Annotated in this window: 19 protein-coding genes; 11 read left to right on the top strand and 8 right to left on the bottom strand. The window is 52.3% G+C overall.

Annotated features, from left to right (window positions below; translation table 11 throughout):
- Positions 1–16: 16 nt before the first annotated feature.
- Complete coding sequence (locus KNP75_RS11605) at positions 17–856, bottom strand: M15 family metallopeptidase (protein WP_215190485.1); 840 nt, start codon at positions 854–856, stop codon at positions 17–19.
- Positions 857–1,056: 200 nt separating this feature from the next.
- Here KNP75_RS11605 and KNP75_RS11610 point away from each other — a divergent pair, with 200 nt between their 5' ends.
- On the top strand, positions 1,057–1,275 hold the full coding sequence (locus tag KNP75_RS11610; RefSeq protein ID WP_034780509.1) for a hypothetical protein: 219 nt from the start codon (positions 1,057–1,059) through the stop codon (positions 1,273–1,275).
- A 61-nt stretch (positions 1,276–1,336) separates the two neighbouring features.
- A complete protein-coding gene (locus KNP75_RS11615; RefSeq protein ID WP_215190486.1) occupies positions 1,337–1,807 on the top strand; it encodes a hypothetical protein in 471 nt (156 codons plus the stop codon).
- 17 nt (positions 1,808–1,824) lie between these two features.
- Here KNP75_RS11615 and KNP75_RS11620 read toward each other — a convergent pair whose 3' ends face one another.
- On the bottom strand, positions 1,825–2,931 hold the full coding sequence (locus KNP75_RS11620; protein WP_034780513.1) for a glycerol dehydrogenase: 1,107 nt from the start codon (positions 2,929–2,931) through the stop codon (positions 1,825–1,827).
- 373 nt (positions 2,932–3,304) lie between these two features.
- Here KNP75_RS11620 and KNP75_RS11625 point away from each other — a divergent pair, with 373 nt between their 5' ends.
- The 5 genes from KNP75_RS11625 to KNP75_RS11645 all read left to right on the top strand — a co-directional run bounded on the left by KNP75_RS11625 (position 3,305) and on the right by KNP75_RS11645 (position 7,084).
- Positions 3,305–3,964, top strand: coding sequence for a type 1 glutamine amidotransferase domain-containing protein (locus KNP75_RS11625; RefSeq protein WP_215190487.1), 660 nt, complete (start codon positions 3,305–3,307; stop codon positions 3,962–3,964).
- Positions 3,965–4,073: 109 nt separating this feature from the next.
- Positions 4,074–4,499 (top strand): DMT family transporter, encoded by a 426-nt coding sequence (locus KNP75_RS11630; RefSeq protein ID WP_034780518.1) that lies wholly within the window; start codon positions 4,074–4,076, stop codon positions 4,497–4,499.
- Positions 4,500–4,510: 11 nt separating this feature from the next.
- Entirely contained in the window at positions 4,511–5,182 is a 672-nt protein-coding gene (locus KNP75_RS11635; RefSeq protein ID WP_215190488.1) for a Crp/Fnr family transcriptional regulator, read from the top strand.
- An 11-nt stretch (positions 5,183–5,193) separates the two neighbouring features.
- Positions 5,194–5,670: a DMT family transporter gene (locus KNP75_RS11640; protein WP_131471707.1), complete on the top strand. Its 477-nt coding sequence runs from the start codon at positions 5,194–5,196 to the stop codon at positions 5,668–5,670.
- An 88-nt stretch (positions 5,671–5,758) separates the two neighbouring features.
- Positions 5,759–7,084: a hemolysin family protein gene (locus KNP75_RS11645; protein ID WP_138860144.1), complete on the top strand. Its 1,326-nt coding sequence runs from the start codon at positions 5,759–5,761 to the stop codon at positions 7,082–7,084.
- Positions 7,085–7,094: 10 nt separating this feature from the next.
- Here KNP75_RS11645 and KNP75_RS11650 read toward each other — a convergent pair whose 3' ends face one another.
- Together KNP75_RS11650 and KNP75_RS11655 are read right to left on the bottom strand one after the other, a co-directional pair.
- Positions 7,095–8,279 carry a M20 metallopeptidase family protein gene (locus tag KNP75_RS11650; protein WP_215190489.1) on the bottom strand — a complete coding sequence of 395 codons (1,185 nt, stop codon included), beginning with the start codon at positions 8,277–8,279 and terminating at the stop codon, positions 7,095–7,097.
- Positions 8,270–8,722, bottom strand: a complete 453-nt coding sequence (locus KNP75_RS11655) for an NUDIX hydrolase (protein ID WP_215190490.1) — start codon at positions 8,720–8,722, stop codon at positions 8,270–8,272. Before KNP75_RS11655 ends, KNP75_RS11650 begins: the two co-directional genes overlap by 10 nt.
- Before the next feature lie 138 nt (positions 8,723–8,860).
- Here KNP75_RS11655 and KNP75_RS11660 point away from each other — a divergent pair, with 138 nt between their 5' ends.
- Together KNP75_RS11660 and htpX are read left to right on the top strand one after the other, a co-directional pair.
- Positions 8,861–9,409 carry a LemA family protein gene (locus tag KNP75_RS11660; RefSeq protein WP_034780526.1) on the top strand — a complete coding sequence of 183 codons (549 nt, stop codon included), beginning with the start codon at positions 8,861–8,863 and terminating at the stop codon, positions 9,407–9,409.
- 21 nt (positions 9,410–9,430) lie between these two features.
- A complete protein-coding gene (gene htpX, locus KNP75_RS11665; protein WP_353049034.1) occupies positions 9,431–10,312 on the top strand; it encodes a zinc metalloprotease HtpX in 882 nt (293 codons plus the stop codon).
- A gap of 566 nt (positions 10,313–10,878) precedes the next feature.
- Here htpX and nagE read toward each other — a convergent pair.
- The 3 genes from nagE to KNP75_RS11680 are packed head-to-tail and all read right to left on the bottom strand — an operon-like array spanning position 10,879 to position 13,719.
- A complete protein-coding gene (nagE, locus tag KNP75_RS11670; protein ID WP_215190492.1) occupies positions 10,879–12,366 on the bottom strand; it encodes an N-acetylglucosamine-specific PTS transporter subunit IIBC in 1,488 nt (495 codons plus the stop codon).
- Entirely contained in the window at positions 12,363–13,211 is an 849-nt protein-coding gene (locus KNP75_RS11675; RefSeq protein ID WP_034780531.1) for a PRD domain-containing protein, read from the bottom strand. The genes nagE and KNP75_RS11675 overlap by 4 nt, the downstream gene beginning before the upstream one ends.
- A 19-nt stretch (positions 13,212–13,230) precedes the next feature.
- Entirely contained in the window at positions 13,231–13,719 is a 489-nt protein-coding gene (locus KNP75_RS11680; RefSeq protein ID WP_251128337.1) for a PTS sugar transporter subunit IIA, read from the bottom strand.
- A 459-nt stretch (positions 13,720–14,178) separates the two neighbouring features.
- Here KNP75_RS11680 and KNP75_RS11685 point away from each other — a divergent pair, with 459 nt between their 5' ends.
- Together KNP75_RS11685 and KNP75_RS11690 are read left to right on the top strand one after the other, a co-directional pair.
- Complete coding sequence (locus tag KNP75_RS11685; protein ID WP_215190493.1) at positions 14,179–16,089, top strand: endonuclease MutS2; 1,911 nt, start codon at positions 14,179–14,181, stop codon at positions 16,087–16,089.
- Positions 16,090–16,179: 90 nt separating this feature from the next.
- Entirely contained in the window at positions 16,180–16,887 is a 708-nt protein-coding gene (locus KNP75_RS11690) for a membrane protein (protein WP_034780533.1), read from the top strand.
- 28 nt (positions 16,888–16,915) lie between these two features.
- Here the strand turns inward: KNP75_RS11690 and KNP75_RS11695 are convergent, their stop codons facing one another.
- A complete protein-coding gene (locus KNP75_RS11695) occupies positions 16,916–17,485 on the bottom strand; it encodes a hypothetical protein (protein WP_215190494.1) in 570 nt (189 codons plus the stop codon).
- Positions 17,486–17,594: the final 109 nt, after the last annotated feature.

Here is a 17,594-nt window from a genome sequence, read left to right on the forward strand (position 1 = left end):
GCTCGAGATGCTCGCGTCAACGTTTCGCCCACCAGTCCTCGAGCGTCCAGTTTTGTTGTTTGATTGTGGTCGCTTCTTTTACACCGACATAACGAAGATGCCACGGTTCATAATTGTAGCCGGTGATCTTCTCTTTGCCTTTCGGATAGCGAACGATGAACCCGTAACGGTGTGCCTGTTGGAGCATCCATTTGCCTTCAGGGCTTTGGTCGAACGAGGCATAGAGCCCCATCCGCATCCGTGCACTCGTCATATCGACGGAGAGTCCGGTCTGATGTTCGCTATGGCCGGGACGGGCGACATATTTTGAGGCGTATGCCGTACCGCGGGTATTGACCCAATACGTGTAAAGCGATTTTTGCGTGGCATAGGAGCGAGAGGCGCTGAGCGCATACAGCGTATGTCCTTCTTTTCGACCGGCATAATAGAGACGAGCGAGGGCGTGAGCGGCTTCAGCGGCCATGAGGGTGCGCTCGCTTCCTTTTGTATAGACGGTCGGGATGGTCAACGTGACGAGTTGACGAGAGCGATACGTGCTCGATAGTCCGTGTTGTTTATTGACGAGTCGAAGCCGTTCTGTGGCTGTAAGTTTTGGGATCCCGGCTTTCAAATTACTAGACGGAGTGTAGTAGCGTGTGCCATTGATGTAGACGTTCGACCAGCTTCGGTTGTAGGTCGTGTAGCGGACAGGCGTATTGGTCAAAAGCGTCTTGGCGACCGGAGACGATTGCATCGCCCGCCAATACAATTTCGTCGTCTTGATGGTATAGCCTGGCTGAGGTGAAGGCGTCGCGGCAAAGGTGGACGTGGTGGGGAAGATGAGCAACAGGACGAGGAGTACACGGATGAGCTTCACAGGAAAGACCCCCTTTTTGCTGGATAGTCTTCTTTTCCCGGTTTTTAAGGGGATGAAAAGAAGAGAAATTGGGGAATAGTGAACAGGACTGTCTCCGCCTCTTGACCTGCTTCCTGTACTGCGCGAGCCCGATGTGATGGAGAGCGGGAAGTAGTACACTGAATGTAAGAGAATGGTTGAGACTAGAAAGGAGTGAGCGTATGGAACTCATTTTTGGTTTACCGTTATTGTTGCTCGTCTTGTTCTTCGCCTTTTTGTATTTCAACATCAAAGGGTTATCGAACATGTGGAAAGACTATGATCGGACGAAATCGATGATGCCGCTCGGGTTCTTTATCGTCGGGATTATCGGGATTTTCACCGGCGTTTGGACATGGCTCGTCATCTTGATTTACTATGCAGTCCGTCCGAAAGCCTGACCTGACACCGTGTGCGAAAGCGCATGGTGTTTTTTTGCTATACTGGGGGTGAGGTGTTGTCATGGAGAAATTGATCAAGGCGTGGTTCATCATCACGCTCATAACGTTTGTATTATTCAAACTCGGCGAGACGATGACTGCCGCCTATACAGAAACGGCGGGTGAAGGGAATCCCTACGTGCTCGTCTTGCTCATCGGTTGGCCGTTCGTCCTGTTGTTCATCTGGATTACGATTCGGCTTGCTCGGCGTGCGGTCGAATCGGTTCATCGCCTGGGACGAGTAGGTCTTTTAGCCGGGAGCCTCGTGATGGCGGGAATCGGTCTATATATCAACGCCGGTCAAGCGGCTTCGCTCCGGTCTGGAATCCGTGCTTCTGAGAATGCGGCGTACGCCTCAGGATGGAACCAGTTCACGAACATCATTTATGCGAACCAATTGACGTTTTTCGTCTTGACGGTCAGTTGCATGGCAATCGGGGTAGCGTTCTCCTTCGTCACGCGAAAACAAACGAACGAGGAACGGCTCAACTAGCCGTTCCTCGTTCTTGTTCACTGCAATTTGTTTTGATAGAGACGAGCGTACCGGTCGGCTGCGATGATGGCATCGGCCACTTGTTCAGCGGTCACATCGAACCCACTATGAATCGTCTCACCTTCCGCCGTTGCCGCTTGACCGACTTTTAGGATGTCTTCACGGGAAGCGTCTTTCAACTTCACGTCTTCGAGTGTGACCGGCAACTCGAGCGCCATATACAAGGCGACGTAGCGGTCGAACTCTTCCTGCGTTCGGCCTTCGAGCGCAAGTTGGACGAGTGTGCCGAACGCGACTTTTTCCCCGTGCGTCAAATGGTGGATGTCTCCGTGGAGGGCGGTGAAGCCGTTATGAATGGCGTGGGCCGCTGCGAGCCCGCCGCTTTCAAAACCGAGACCACTTAGAAGTGTATTCGCCTCGACGACGGACTCAAGTGCCGGAGTGACGACTTTGGCCTTCACCGATTCATAAGCAGGGATTCCGTAATCGAATAGCACCTCTTCGCAGCGTTTGGCGATGGCTTCCGCCGCAATCGTCGGGACACCACCCGCCATCGTTTTGCCACCGAAGGCGAGGACGCTCCGGACTTCGACCCATGTCGCGAGCGCATCGGCAATCCCCGAGGCGAGGAATCGGGCCGGGGCCTCGGCGATCAATTTCGTATCGACGAGGACCAAATCCGGATTCTTTTTATAGAAGCGATAGCTTTCAAAGTTTCCTTCATCCGTATAGATGACGGACAAGGCGCTCGTCGGGGCATCCGTTGAGGCGATGGTCGGGACGATGACGATGCGGGCATCGAGTTCGTCGGCGACAGCTTTCGCCGTGTCGAGCGTTTTTCCGCCGCCCATTCCGATGACGAAAGCAGTATGGCTCTCTGCTGCCGCTTTGGCGATCCGTTCAATCTCGTGACGGGACGCTTCCCCGACAAAATCGGCCTTTTCTGCGTTCACGCCGCTCGACTTGAGTGAATCGGTCACCCGTTCTCCAATCAAGCGCCAGACGATGTCATCGGCAATCAAGAGAGCCTGTGATCCAAAATGGCTAACGTGCTCCCCGATGCGATCGATTGTATTTTTTCCTTGCACGTACTTGGCCGGACTGATAAATACGCGTTCTGACATATTCAACATCCTTTCTAAAGTAACAGTGACGACAGGACAACAGTAGGTTTGTTCCCGATACAGCCCCTCCTTCAAACAGTCCTACATGTGACATCTCGGTGAAACTGTTTTGTACTTCCTTCACAACCCGCCAATAATCACGAGTAACACAATCAAAGCGACGACGGCAAGAAATCCCCAGTCGAGTACATGCTTCATCACGGTCGTTCCCTCCTGCCAGCTGATGAGACCAGTATAGATGGTGGATGGATTTCTGCCGTTCTAAAAATAGGACCTGGTCAAAAAAAGAGTAGCATTACGGGTGCCAAGGTTTGAATGAACTCACAGCGGGAACAACTCTTTCGTATGCTTAATTTAGAAGGAGGAATTTGCAATGTCTAAACATGTACTGATTGTCACGACTTCTGCGAATCAATTAGAGAACGGTCACGCGACAGGGCTTTGGCTCGAGGAGTTTGCTGCACCGTATCTTCAATTCGAGAAACAAGGTTATAAAGTCACAGTAGCGAGCATCGAAGGTGGAGACGTGCCAATCGATGCGAACAGCCTAGAAGGCGATTTGCCGCAAGAGGTGTTGGACACGAAGCACCTGTTGAAAGATACGGCGCGACTCGATCAAGTGGCCGATGACACGTATGACGCAGTCTTCCTTCCGGGAGGACACGGTACGGTCGTTGATTTCCCGAACAGTGAAACGTTACAGCGTGTCATCCGTGATGCGTATGAAGGCGGAAACGTCGTCGCGGCCGTCTGTCATGGACCGATTGGACTCGTCAACGTTAACTTGAGCAACGGAGATCCGCTCGTCAAAGACAAGCGCGTGACAGGATTCACGGATGCCGAGGAACGCGAGATGCAGCTTGACTCAGCGGTACCTTTCCTCCTTGAATCGGCGATGCGCGAGCGCGGTGGAAAATTTGATGGCGCAGACAACTGGGCTGTCAACGTAACGGTCGACGAACGTCTCGTTACCGGACAAAATCCGCAATCTTCAGAACAAGTCGGGGCAGAAATCGTCAAATTGCTCGGATAATCCCACAGACAGCTTAGGTTACTCCTAAGTTGTCTTTTTTTCGGACATATGTCCTTTTCAAGCCTTCTCATCTCACGTAAAGTCAGACGAGGAGATAGGAGGAAATCGGATGGGTCTGTTATTTGCCGTGCTTTCGGGCACGTTCATCGCATTGCAAGGGATTTTTAATGCCAAGCTCGGCTACGCGGTCGGTGCATGGATGTCGGTCACGGTCGTTCACCTCGTTGGTCTTGTACTTGCTCTTCTCATTTATGCGTTCAAGCGGGATGCAGACATGACGGCGTTTCGGCGCGTACCTTGGTACTATAGCTTGGGCGGTCTGTTCGGGGTGTTTGTCGTTTTCGGAGAACTGACCGCTATTCAACAGCTCGGTGTGACTTGGGCGATCTGCGTCTTGCTCGTCGCCCAATTGATCGGGGCGTTTTTGATTGATGTGAACGGATGGTTTGGTGTGAAACGGAAACCGCTCAACCAAGGTCAGCTCACAGGACTTGCCTTGATGGTCGCCGGGATTGGCATTTACACGTTCACGTAAGGGGGAGACGGATGAAAGTAGAGGCAGCACTAGAACGACTCGGGTGGGCCCACCTGTTCTCGGAACAAACATTAGAGGCATCGACGATTGTGACGTATCCGTCCGGAGCGATGCTCTGCACGAACGATAACCCGATCGAGTCTCTCTTCGTCGTGTTAGAAGGGCGTGTCAAAATCTATACGTTGAGCGAGGAAGGCAAGTTGCGCTTGCTCCGTTTAAAGATGGCCCCGACGTTGATTGGGGATATCGAATACGCCAGCGGACGCAACGTACTCCACACGGTCGAGGCGGTCGGGGCAGTAACCTGTCTGCGCGTGCCGTTTGATGTGCTCCGCACGCATAACCGAACGATCGAGTTCACGGAGCATCTTCTGCGCGGCGTATCTGAGAAACTGTTCATCGAGGCGAATGCCTCGTCGAACCATCTCATGTCGACACTTGAAGAACGATTGGCGGGATATCTCGTCTCGCTCAGCGAATCAGGGAACGACTTGTTCCAAGACGAGATGAGTCAGTTGAAACGGAAAGAAGTGGCGGAATGGCTCGGGACGAGTTATCGTCATTTGAATCGGACGTTACAATCGTTCGCGGATGAAGGGCTCGTCGAAAAGACGCGGACAAAAGTAACGATTTTAGATGCGGCTCGATTAAAAGAACGTGCCAATGGCATGTTGTACGAATAAGGAGGCAACTCATGATAGTAGGAATCATCTGTTCGGCGGTAGCCGGCGCATTCATTAGTGTACAAGCTGCAGTCAATGCCAAAATGAACGCCCATCTGGGGGCATGGGCGACAACGGTGCTCGTCTTCATCGTCGGCTTGCTTGGATCGCTCGTCCCACTCGCTTTGTTCGGTGGTAATGTTCACGGCGTATTCGAAATCTCGCCGATATACGCGCTCGGTGGGTTGCTCGGGGTCGGTGTCGTCTTCTGTGTGATGCGAAGCATTCAATTGCTCGGACCGACGCTATCGGTGTCCATCATTCTCGTATCTCAGTTGATATGGGCGCTCGCCGTCGACCTAACGGGAGCGTTCGGGATGCAACAGTTGTCACTGTCCCCAGGGCAGGTCATCGGGTTGATGGTGTTGCTCTTAGGCGTCATCGTCTTCAAACAATCTCAAGCGGCGGCCCTGCATCAGGAAGCCGCACCCGAAGCCACTTCACGTTGAAGGGGCTTTTTTCTCGAGTGAAACGGGTACAGGTGAATAACAAATCTCTGATATGATGAGATTGTAGTACGAAATATACGCAGAGGTGATGAAAACAGTGGATTCTTCCATAGTGATCGATTTACTGATCGTTTTATTCTTGATCGTGTTGAACGGGATTTTCGCGATGACGGAAATCGCACTGATCTCGTCCAAACCGGCCAAACTTGAAGTCGAGGCGAGCCGTGGTAAACGCAGTGCCGAAATCGCACTCAAGTATTCAAAAGATCCGACCGACCTGTTATCGACGGTCCAAGTCGGAATCACGTTGATCGGGATCATCAACGGGGCTTACGGGGGTGCGCGTTTCTCGGCGCCGCTCGCCGATGTGTTCGCCAATCTTGGCATGAGTCCCCAGTACGCACCGACCGTCGGTTACGTCGTCGTCGTCACGATTATTACGTATTTGTCGCTCATCATCGGTGAGCTCGTGCCGAAACGGATTGCGCTCGTGGCTCCGGAAAAAGTCACGATGGCGATCATTCCGGCACTCGACTTATTTAGTAAAGTGATGCGACCGTTCATTTGGATTTTGTCGAAGTCGACACTCTTCCTTTTCAAATTGCTTGGCTTGAAAGCGGAGCAGTCGAGTGGTGAGACCGAGCTCGAAATCAAGCAACTCTTGTTCGAAGGAGCCCAGCAAGGGGCATTCGCACACGAGGAAGTGCAGCAGGTCGAGCGTGTGTTTGCGTTCCATGACCAGCTGATTTATGAATTGATGCAACCGCGGACGACGCTGGAATGGGTCGACCTTGAAGACGATATGGACGATATCAAGAAATCGATTTATGAGAGTAAACACAATAAACTCCCGGTCGGGCGCGATACGCTCGACGAGTTCGTCGGTTATATCGATGTCCGTGACATTTTGACATTATCGACGCTTCGGGAGCCCTCACAAATTTTGAAGCGAATCAAACAACCACTCATCGTCCCAAAACAGCGAGAAGCGAGCCAAGTGTTGCAGATGATGCAAAAGAATGGCGTCGAAATCGCCTTCGTGCTCGATGAGTACGGCGGATTCCTCGGGATGGTCACATTGTTCGATATTCTAGAAGAAATCGTCGGCGAAGTGATGATTGAAGAAGAGACACCGGAAGTCGTGCGCCGTGAAGACGGTTCGTACTTGGCCGATGGTTTGCTCGGGATTGAGGATTTGAAGCGGACGTTCGGAATTCGAGACAATCGTTTTGATGAAGGGCGTAACTCGTATCATACTCTTGCCGGACTTGTTATTTATGCGCTCGGCGATTTCCCAAAACGGGGAGACGTTGTCGAAGCATATGGTCTTCGATTCGAGGTCGTCGATATGGACGGCAAACGTGTTGACCAAGTGCTCGTATCGATGTTGCCTGAACAAACAAAAGAAGACTGACGCCGCGGCGTCAGTCTTCTTTTTTAGGCGCGTTCCATGTCTCGAATGCCGCCTGCATGAGGACGCGGGCGGTATGAAGCATCGCCCGTTCGTCCACATCGAAGCGGGGATGATGATGAGGGAAGACGGCACCGACTTCCGGGTTACCGGCTCCGGTGAAGAAGAAGCTGCCCGGTACGTGTTGCATATAATAGGCAAAATCTTCTCCGACCATGAGCGGGGACATTTCGATGACGCCATCGGTGCCAACGACGCGAGCGGCGCTGCGACGGACGTGATCGGTCTCGATGGGATGGTTGATCACGGCGGGGTAGCCCCGGATATAGTCGAGCTCGTAGTGCGCTTCGCTCGCCGAACAGATATGGGCGATAGTCCGCTCCATCTCGGCGATGATGAGTGTTTGCGTCTCCGGTGTGAACGTCCGTACCGTGCCAGACAGCTTCGCTTCATCGGCGATGACGTTGAACGCCTGACCGGCAACGAACGTGCCGACAGTTAAGACGGCCGGTTCGAGCGGGTCGATGCGACGACTGATTACTTGTTGTAACTGGCTAACGATATTCGTTCCGACCATGACGGCATCGACCGTGTGTTGCGGGATGGCCCCGTGACCACCTTTGCCTTTGACGGTCAGTTCGAAGCGATCAGCCGCGGCCATGATCGGTCCCGTCTTCACACCAATCGTCCCGTATGGAAGTGGGGTCCAAATATGAGAGCCGTAAATATAATCGACACCGTCAAGACACCCATCTTCGATCATCGGTTTGGCCCCACCTGGCGCGAGTTCTTCCGCGAACTGGTGAATGAGGACGACATCTCCCGGAAGGTCGATTTCCGTGAGTGCTTTCGCAAGGACGAGCAACGTCGCCGTATGCGCATCATGACCGCAAGCGTGCATCGAGCCATTCACTTTCGAACGGTACGGGACGTCCTTTAAATCTTGAATCGGCAAGGCGTCAAAGTCGGCCCGAAACGCGATGGTCGGGCCTTCGCCGCCATGAATGCGTGCGACAACACCGTTGCCACCGACATGTTCGCGCACATCGAGGCCGAGGTCACGCAAATAAGCTGCAATCGTCCGGGGTGTCTCTCGTTCTTCGAATGAAAGTTCGGGATGTTGATGGAAGTGGCGGCGGAGCGTCACCATCTCGTCGTATAGCTCAGTCAAGCGTGAATCGAGGTCAGTCACAAGCATGATTTACACTCCTGTCCGTTGATCATTTTTGGTTGAAGCAAGGTCCATACGTCGTGTGAATTCAAATCGTCGAGAATCGGACGATGTAATAAGGTTTGCGCTTCGTCAGCCGTCACCCATCTGGCATCACTGTGCTCCTCGGAGAGGGTGACGGTCGTCGCGACCGGGTGAGCTAAGTACGTCATGATGACGACTTGACGATCCGGGGCGGTCAAAAACGTCGTGGCGTAAAACAATTGCTGGACCGCCACATGCAAACCGGCCTCTTCGAGCACTTCCCGTTCAAGAGCGCGTTCGAGCGACTCGCCAAAGTCGAGTTTACCTCCGACGAGTTCCCACGTGCCGGGATTGACCTCGTCATCATCAGCTCGTTTGATGATGAGAATGTGGTCGTCTTGCACAATCACCGCTTTCACGGCAACAACGATGGTAGGAACGGACATGATGACACTCCTTTGTATGAATTCGTGAGAGAACCCACAGCATATATGAATCATTTTCTACATATTCCCTAAGTTATGCTTATGGTATACGACAAAAGGGAATTAATACAGGAGAAAATCATGAAATGAGGTGTCGAAATGGGTTGGATTATCGCAATCGGTATCATCGTTGTCTTGGCGTTCATCTATTTTTCGATGTACAACGGACTCGTCAAATATCGGAACTGGGTCGACGAGGCGTGGGCACAGATTGATGTGCAGCTGAAACGGCGTTACGATTTGATTCCGAACTTGGTCGAAACGGTGAAGGGCTATGCCAAGCATGAGCAAGAGACGCTCGCAAAAGTTGTTGAGTTACGGAATCAACTCGGTTCGAAGACGAGCCGTCAAGAACAGATGGAAGTGAACGATCAATTGAGCGGCGCATTGAAGAATTTGTTCGCGCTTCGGGAGGCATACCCAGATTTGAAAGCGAACGAGAATTTTAAGATGCTCCAAGAAGAATTGACACAGACGGAGAATAAAGTCGCCTATTCACGGCAGTTATATAACAATACGGTCATGAAATATAACACGAAAGTCGAATCGGTCCCGACGAACATCATCGCCTCCGTCCATAATTTCGAAAAACGCGACATGCTCGAAGCACGTGAGGAAGAACGCGAAAACGTGCGTGTCTCATTCTAATGGATTGGGGTGGCGACGATGATCCTGTATGAACAAATTCGTAAAAATAAAATCAAAACCGTGTTCATCGTGGCCGGATTCGTCCTGCTCGTCTTGGCCGTTGGAGTGGTCATCTCATATTTGAACTATGGTGACCCGCTCCCAGGCCTCATCTTCACTCCGGTGTTCTCGTTGTTTTATATCGGGATTGTCATCATGTCGAGCACGAACATCGTCATGAAGATGAACCATGCCCGAGAAATCACCTCGGTCGACCAGCACCGATTTCTGTGGCATACGGTTGAGAACATGGCCATGGTCGCGCGTGTCCCGATGCCGCGCATCTTTATCATCAATGATGCGTCACCGAATGCGTTCGCGACCGGCCTGAAACCAGAGAAAGCGGCCGTCGCCGTGACGACCGGACTGCTCGATCAGTTGACGCGAGAAGAAGTCGAAGGCGTCATCGCCCATGAAGTCGCCCATATTAAAAATTACGATGTGCGATTGGCGACGGTGACGCTCGCCCTCGTCTCGGTCATCGCCATCATGAGCGATATCGGCTCACGGATGCTCTTCTTCCGAAGTGTCGGTGGACGCCGCGACAACAACCAAAACCCGATTTTTATGATCGTCGGGCTGGTGTTATTGATTCTTGCGCCGCTCATCGCCACGCTCGTCAACTTGGCCATCTCGCGAAATCGCGAGTTTTTGGCGGATGCGAGCGGGGCCGAGTTGACGCGTAATCCGGATGCGCTCGCGTCGGCGCTAGAGAAAATCGCGAATATCCAAACACCGGTGAAGGAAGCCTCTCGCGCCTCGGCGTCGCTCTACTTTTCAGACCCGCTTAAGAAAAAGCTGAGCGGTCTGTTCTCGACGCACCCGAACCCGGCTGAACGGATTGCCAGACTTCGCAGCATGTAGCCTATAACGAAGGTCCTCTTTTTAGAAGAGGGCTTTTTTGTACGTGAATAGGATCAACTTAATTCGCAAATTCAGTTTGTATCAATATTAAATGGGAATGATAGTAAAAAGAGGATGAAATGGAGGAGATTCCATGTTTGAGTCGGCACTCGAGTTAGGCATTGTCCTATTTTTATTGATTTATTCCATCACGGTTTCGCTCATGTTGATGTCAGCCAAGAAGAGCTGAGTGGAAGAAGGTACATGATTAAAAAGGTCAAACGCGTCTATGGATCGGTCATGAACATGACCGGTTTTTTTATATGATATCATGGAGAAAAATGGAAGGGGAGTGAGTGAGATTCAAACATTTATCAAGTACATAGGCATCGGAATAGCGCTGTTCATCGGGCTATCTGTCCTCGGTTTTTTCGGATTTAACCCGTGGCGATTACTCATCGAGGCATTCATGTGGATGACGACATATGTGTTGCCATGGATCTTTCTTTACTTTTTGATTCAATTTTACAAAACATATGAGCAAAGGCAGTAAAAAGCCACCTCGCGCATGAGGTGGCTTTCGTCAGTTACCCGGCGCGGTGGCTCCGGAGTTTTTCAATCTCTTCGAGGACGAATTGGACGTTCGTTCCGACGATGACTTGAATGTGGTTCGGGCTGACAACCTTGATACCAGGGATGCCTGCTTTCTTGATTTGGGCTTGGTCGACCGTATCCATGTCTTTCACATCGACACGGAGACGCGTGACACACGATTCGATGCCCGTGACGTTTTGATCGCCGCCGAGACCATCGTAAATCATCGCTGCCATGGCAGAGTACTGTCCGCCGGCTGCGACTGGAGCCGTGCGTGTTTCACCTTCAGGCGCTGTTTCCGTTGCAACCGCGTCAACCGTTTCGTCTGATTCACGACCTGGTGTCGCCAAGTTGAGCTTGACGATCATGAAGCGGAAGATGACGTAGTAGATGGCACCGAAGACGAGACCTTGAACGAGCAACATGTAAGGCTGGTTCGCAAGTGGTAGACGCGAGCTGAGGACGAAGTCGACGAGACCGGCACTGAAGCCGAACCCGGCCGTCCATTGGAACGTCGCCGCGATGAAGAGGGAAATCCCTGTCAAGACCGCGTGCACGAGGTAAAGAACTGGTGCGAGGAACATGAACGAGAATTCGAGTGGTTCCGTGACACCTGTGAAGAACGATGCGAACGCTGCGGCGAGAAGAAGCGAGGCCGCTTGTTTCTTACGTTTCGTTTTTGCTGTATGGTACATCGCAAGAGCTGCTGCCGGAAGACCGAACATCATAATCGGGAAGAACCCGGCTTGATAGCGTCCAGTAATCCCTTTCACACCTTCACCTGACCAGAAGTTACCGATATCGTTAATGCCGGCCACATCGAACCAAAATACCGAGTTCAAGGCGTGGTGAAGACCAGTTGGGATCAAGAGACGGTTGAAGAAGCCGTAAAGGCCTGCCCCGATTGCACCCATTTTAGAGATCGTTTCCCCAAATCCGACGAGTCCTGTGTACACGACCGGCCAGACGAAGTAAAGGGCGACCGAGACGAGGATCATCGAGAATGCCGTCATGATTGGCACGAGACGCTTCCCGCTAAAGAAGGCGAGCGCGTCTGGAAGTTTCACATGACTGAAGCGGTTGTACATTTGAGCGGCGACGATACCTGACAAGATACCGACGAACGCGTTGGCAATCTTACCGAACGCTGGGTTGACGGCTTCGACGTCGACACCTTGGAACAAGGCGACCGTTGCCGAAGACAAGAGTGTCGTGACCGTGAGGAAGGCGACAAGTCCGCTTAGAGCGGCTGAGCCGTCACGGTTTTTCGCCATACCGAGGGCGACCCCGACTGCGAAGAGAATTGGAATGTTATCGATGATTGCTGAACCGGCTTTGATCAAGAATGCGGCGGCGATGTTTTCAGAACCCCAGCCGACCGGGTCGATCCAGTAACCGATCCCCATGAGAATGGCCGCTGCAGGAAGTACCGCAACCGGCAACATGAGGGAACGTCCGAGACGTTGTAAAAAGTTCATCATTGTGAATGTCCTCCTTTTTGATGGTGTTGATCTTGCAGGCGTTGAATGTGGAGCGTGATGTAACCAAGCTCTGATTCGGGCAAGACGATGCCGTATAAGTCTTCCATTTCGTTGGCGACGTCAGACGCACATGCATAGGCCGACGAGAACTTCGTTTGAATCATGAGAAGCATATCTTCGTCGATCGTATGGTGATCGTAATGGTTGACCCGATCCATGACGAATCGTAAATGAGTTAATAAGCGTTGATAGGATAAGTCATCTTCTTCTATAGATAGATCGAGTCGTCTCGAAATCGATTGAATCATGTCACGTACGATTGTCGTCTGTTTGACCGTCTTGCGTAAATCACCTCCCTTCACTTTTAGTGTATGGATGTGCAGCGCGATGAAGGCCGCCTCATCTTTCGGCATCTTCACGCCGAGTTTGTCCTCGATGAGGTGAAGCGCCCATAGTCCGATCTCGTATTCGTTGCGATATAAAATCTTAATCTCGTTCAACAGCTTGTTGCGAAGCGAGATGCCTTCTTGCTCGCGCTCGATGGCAAACGAGATATGATCGGTGAGCACGATATGGATGTGTTCGTTGAACGTCGTCTCGAGCCGTTTTTCCGCATGCGAAATGATTTCTTCTGAAATCGTGAAGTGCTCAATCGGAATCCGTGTCAGTAGTTGTTGAAACTTATCATTCTCGGACATGACGAACAGCTTTTCCACCTTATGCGGATTAACGATATCGTTGCGAGCCTTCTTGAACGCGACGCCTGGTCCGATGGCGATTTTCTCTTCGCCCTCGTCCGAGACGATGACCGCGTTGTTGTTTAAAATCTTTTTAATTTTTAACATGTGTCCTCCTAACGAGGAGTCATTGTTCCGCTTGAGCGACGACGGTTTTCCCGGGAAACGATGGGCCTCCTGCATGGAACGAATACGGGTGCTCTAACGTGCTCCCGTTTGTGATGACCATCGGAGTGACCGTGTCTTTACCGGCTCGCTGGATTTGTTCCAATTCGGCCGTCAACAGTGGCTGTCCGGTCGTGACCGTGTCACCGACTTTGACGTGGACGTTGAACGGGCTACCCGCAAGTTCGACCGTATCGAGTCCGACATGAATCAAAATTTCAGCTCCGTCTCCCGAACGGATACCGATCGCGTGCTTCGTCGGTGCGACCTGAATGATGGTTCCATCTACCGGTGCGACGACCGTTCCGTCCGTCGGCATGATGGCAATCCCGTCGCCCATCATCTTCTCGCTAAAGACGGGGTCGGTCACTTCCTCAAGTGGAATGATGTCTCCTTCCATGGGTGCGTAAAGTGTCAGTGTATGTCTCTTCATCCACTTATTCAATAACATGTTCGATTCATCCTTTCGCTTGAAAAATGATTGTGAAAAAACAAAACAGGCATGGAGTATAGACGGGTGGCGTGAGCCTTTCGTCTTACCCCATGCCTGATCGAATCAGTCACATGTGATCATTATTCGTTTCGTCACCCTCAAGATAGCACGACGATGTATAGATATCAAGACCTAATTTGAAAGCGTTCTCTAGAAATTTTACTTCTTCGAAAATCTGTTGTATAGTTAGGGCGAAACTGAATGAGAAAGGTGTTGCATGTTAATGAGTGAGGTTGTATCTGCCTAACGAACTGAAAAATGTTGGATGACGTGTCTTTTTGTCATGCCTTCATGTTCTGTTACAGATACCGCCCTTCATAAACTGCCAGACACCGGTCTGTCTTTTTGCGTTGGTCGTCATCGGCCGACGCTTTTTGTTTGCGCGGTATCTCCATCACAAAATAAGGAGACTCCATCATGAATGAACAAACATTAGACAAACTACAATACAACGACTTGATTCATCACGTCGAACGATACTGCATCAGCGGATTCGGACGCAACTTGTTACGAAACCAGCGTCCGACGAGCCATCTGCAAACGGTGAAAAAACGGCTTCAAGAGACATCGGAAGCACGCGCGATTCTCGACGCGACGTCACACGTCCCCTTTATCGGGGTGTCTGCTATGGAACCGCTCATCGGTAAAATCAGCCGTGGCATCCAGCTCGAGGCGAGCGAACTCGAAGCCGTCGCCGAATTTTTCCGCGGGGCCCGGAAACTGAAGCGGTTCATGGCCGAGCAGGCGTTCTTTGCCCCGCTCTTGTCCCTTTACGCGGGAGAGATGAGCGAGTGGCGCAGCATCGAGGAAGACATCGTCCAATCGATTCGTGGGGGACGGGTCGTCGACGAGGCGTCCAAAGAATTGAAACGCGTCCGCAAACAAATCGACATTCTCGAAGGACGGATCGAGGAGCGGTTGAGCAAGTTCTTGAAGAGCGCCACAAACCGGGAAGCGATTCAAGACGGCTTTGTGACGAAGAAACAAGACCGATTCACGATTCCAATCAAAGCGTCATATAAACATAAAGTCGCTGGGGCAATCATCGACACGTCGAGCCGAGGGACGACGGTCTTCATCGAACCAGAGGCGGTCGCGAAGTTGAACGCGGAACTCGTCGTCAAACGAACGGAGGAAGCGGTCGAAATCTATCAAGTTCTCGCCACGCTCACCGGCATGGTGGCGGAGGCGTTACCGACCATCGAGGCGACGCTTGATGTCATCGCCCAATACGACATGGTGTTCGCGAAAGGGAAGTATAGCCAAGCCATCGATGGCATCGCCCCTCGCGTGAACGCTGTCGGGAAAATCCGTTTGAAACAAGTCCGCCATCCGCTCCTCGAACGGGCGGTCCCTCTCGACTTCTCGCTCGGGGACACGTACCGCGGTCTGATTATCACCGGACCGAACGCCGGCGGGAAGACGGTCGTCTTGAAGACGATCGGTCTGCTCAGTTTGATGACGATGAGCGGACTTCATATCCCGGCGCATCCGGACACGGACATCTCGACGTTTGACGACGTATTCGTCGACATCGGGGACAACCAGGACATGGGGTCGGCGCTCAGCACGTTCTCGGCCCATATGCATAACGTGGCGAACATCATGCAGAAGGCGGGGAAACGGTCGTTACTGTTATTCGATGAGATTGGAAGCGGGACCGAACCGAACGAGGGAGCGGCCCTCGCCATCGCAATTTTAGAGGAAGCATATAAACGAGGCTGTCTCGTCGTCGCCTCGACCCATTACGGCGAAATCAAAGCGTACTCCGAGACGCATCCTGACTTTATGAACGCGGCCATGCAGTTCGACCCAGACACGCTCGAACCAAAATATCGGTTGTTGATCGGGCAGTCCGGCGACAGCAACGCCTTGTTCATTGCCCGGAAAATGAAATTGCCCGAATCGATTTTGAAGCAGGCGGTCCGCTATATGCACGACAAGACGTACGACCAGTCGCTCGTCGATCCGGCACGTCTGACGCAAGCAGTCGTCTCATCCGTCATCGAACCAGATCAAGTCCTGTCAAAAGGGGACCGGGTCCGTCTGCTCGAGACGAATCAAGTTGGACTCGTCTATGCGATGGACGCATCGTTGCGCCAAGTCACCGTATATGTCGACGGTGTCTTCGGCAAGCATCCGCTTCGTCGGGTCCGGCGCGAGGCGAAAGCGCTCGACTTGTATCCAGCAGGTTATGACCTGGAAACGTTATTCGTCGATTACCGGGACCGGAAAGAAGCGCATGACTTTGCCCGTGGCTCGAAAAAAGCGCTCCGTCGCGTCGAGAAAGAGATTCGGGCGCGGCAACGTGCCGAACGAGACGAATGAGTGTATCCGGCAGGGTACTCGGGTAAGGAACAAGGACCGGGAGTCATCAGGTACAGTACGGCTTTCGGGTAACGTGTCGGAGGTGACTGGATGTTTTGGTTAAGCTTGTTGTTCGCCATCGGATTTGCCTTGATTCATTACTTCTCTGGACAATTGATTCACGTGCGCGAGACACCGCGGAGCCGTTTTTTGTCGCTCGCCGGCGGTGTCGCCGTCGCCTATGTGTTTCTGCACCTTTTACCTGAGCTGAACGAATATCAACGCGAGCTCGAAGGACATCTCGAGAGTGGGCTGTTCGCCTCGATCGAGAATCACATCCTCGTCGTCAGCATGCTCGGATTGGCCGTGTTTTATGGGCTGGAACGATTGGCCACGCAAATGAAGAACCGTGGGAAAGGCAATGTATTTTGGATTCATATGGCGTTGTTCGTCGTTTACAACTTCAGTATCGGCTATGTGCTCGCGGAGAGCGAATTTGATACGGTGTGGGCGATGACGCTCTACTTTCTTGCGCTAGGGATTCACTTCGTCACGGTCGACCAAGGTTTGAGGCATCACCATCGCCAGCAATATGACAGGCGAGGCCGATTGTGGTTGTCGTTGGCCGTGCTTGCCGGGTGGGGCGTCGGCGTATTTTCCGCGCTCCATGAAGTGACGCTGTCGATGATTGTCGCGTTCTTGGCCGGTGGGATTATTTTGAACGTCATGAAGGAAGAGTTGCCGGAAGAGCGGGACAGCAGTTTCCGCGCCTTTGCCGTTGGGCTTATCGGATACGCTCTGCTGTTATTGGCCATATGAAAAGGCAACCTCGCGGTTGCCTTTTTGCTTACAATGAGTTGGTGCTCTGTTTGTCTACATTGTCGTCCGTTGAAGGGACAGCTTCGTCGTTTTGGTTCGATCCACCGAATTGGCCACCGTGACGAGGACCGTGCCCGTGACGGCCTTTGCCGCCAAAGCCACGCATATCACCTAAGTCGTCGTAACTCGTGACGTCAGCAAAACGCTCTTCGTGGTCGGCAAGAATCGCGTCGGCCTCATCTTGCGTCAAGTCACCGGATTCGACCGCGGCGTCAAGTTTCACTTCATGAGAAGAGATCATCGCCTCGATGAACTGTTCGATCGTGATGCCTGTTTCTTCCGCGAGTTCGGGAAGCGATTGTCCTTCTTCTCGCGCTGCTTCCACCTCGGATTCGGTCAAGCCGAGCGCCTCGAGCAAAGCGGCCTGCCCGGCTGCTCGGTCACCGAACATGCCTCGCTCGCCACGTTCCCCACGTTCGCATTGGGTCGTCGTTTCCGTTCCGTCGGTCGTTGTCGCATCGTTTGTGGCGGCATAGACGCCGGTACCTGAGACGGCAAGTAGGCCGGCCAGGGCGATAGCTAATTTAGATGTCTTCATATCAATCTCCTCCTTTACTACTTCAAGTGTAGAGCGAGGGCGTACAAAAGTTGTGAGGGAGTTGCAAGGTTTCTGCAAATTGTCTTTGGGAAACGATGGGTTCGTTACC

This window comes from Exiguobacterium sp. s6 (assembly GCF_018618155.1).
Lineage (GTDB): Bacteria > Bacillota > Bacilli > Exiguobacteriales > Exiguobacteriaceae > Exiguobacterium > Exiguobacterium mexicanum_A.

Excerpts from the sequence above, each read along its gene's own strand:
- KNP75_RS11610 (WP_034780509.1), top strand. The coding sequence starts at position 1,057 with ATGGAACTCATTTTTGGTTTACCGTTATTGTTGCTCGTCTTGTTCTTC.
- KNP75_RS11615 (WP_215190486.1), top strand. The coding sequence starts at position 1,337 with ATGGAGAAATTGATCAAGGCGTGGTTCATCATCACGCTCATAACGTTT.
- KNP75_RS11620 (WP_034780513.1), bottom strand. The coding sequence starts at position 2,931 with ATGTCAGAACGCGTATTTATCAGTCCGGCCAAGTACGTGCAAGGAAAA.
- KNP75_RS11625 (WP_215190487.1), top strand. The coding sequence starts at position 3,305 with ATGTCTAAACATGTACTGATTGTCACGACTTCTGCGAATCAATTAGAG.
- KNP75_RS11630 (WP_034780518.1), top strand. The coding sequence starts at position 4,074 with ATGGGTCTGTTATTTGCCGTGCTTTCGGGCACGTTCATCGCATTGCAA.
- KNP75_RS11635 (WP_215190488.1), top strand. The coding sequence starts at position 4,511 with ATGAAAGTAGAGGCAGCACTAGAACGACTCGGGTGGGCCCACCTGTTC.
- KNP75_RS11640 (WP_131471707.1), top strand. The coding sequence starts at position 5,194 with ATGATAGTAGGAATCATCTGTTCGGCGGTAGCCGGCGCATTCATTAGT.
- KNP75_RS11645 (WP_138860144.1), top strand. The coding sequence starts at position 5,759 with ATGAAAACAGTGGATTCTTCCATAGTGATCGATTTACTGATCGTTTTA.
- KNP75_RS11650 (WP_215190489.1), bottom strand. The coding sequence starts at position 8,279 with ATGCTTGTGACTGACCTCGATTCACGCTTGACTGAGCTATACGACGAG.
- KNP75_RS11655 (WP_215190490.1), bottom strand. The coding sequence starts at position 8,722 with ATGTCCGTTCCTACCATCGTTGTTGCCGTGAAAGCGGTGATTGTGCAA.
- KNP75_RS11660 (WP_034780526.1), top strand. The coding sequence starts at position 8,861 with ATGGGTTGGATTATCGCAATCGGTATCATCGTTGTCTTGGCGTTCATC.
- nagE (WP_215190492.1), bottom strand. The coding sequence starts at position 12,366 with ATGATGAACTTTTTACAACGTCTCGGACGTTCCCTCATGTTGCCGGTT.
- KNP75_RS11675 (WP_034780531.1), bottom strand. The coding sequence starts at position 13,211 with ATGTTAAAAATTAAAAAGATTTTAAACAACAACGCGGTCATCGTCTCG.
- KNP75_RS11680 (WP_251128337.1), bottom strand. The coding sequence starts at position 13,719 with ATGTTATTGAATAAGTGGATGAAGAGACATACACTGACACTTTACGCA.
- KNP75_RS11685 (WP_215190493.1), top strand. The coding sequence starts at position 14,179 with ATGAATGAACAAACATTAGACAAACTACAATACAACGACTTGATTCAT.
- KNP75_RS11690 (WP_034780533.1), top strand. The coding sequence starts at position 16,180 with ATGTTTTGGTTAAGCTTGTTGTTCGCCATCGGATTTGCCTTGATTCAT.
- KNP75_RS11695 (WP_215190494.1), bottom strand. The coding sequence starts at position 17,485 with ATGAAGACATCTAAATTAGCTATCGCCCTGGCCGGCCTACTTGCCGTC.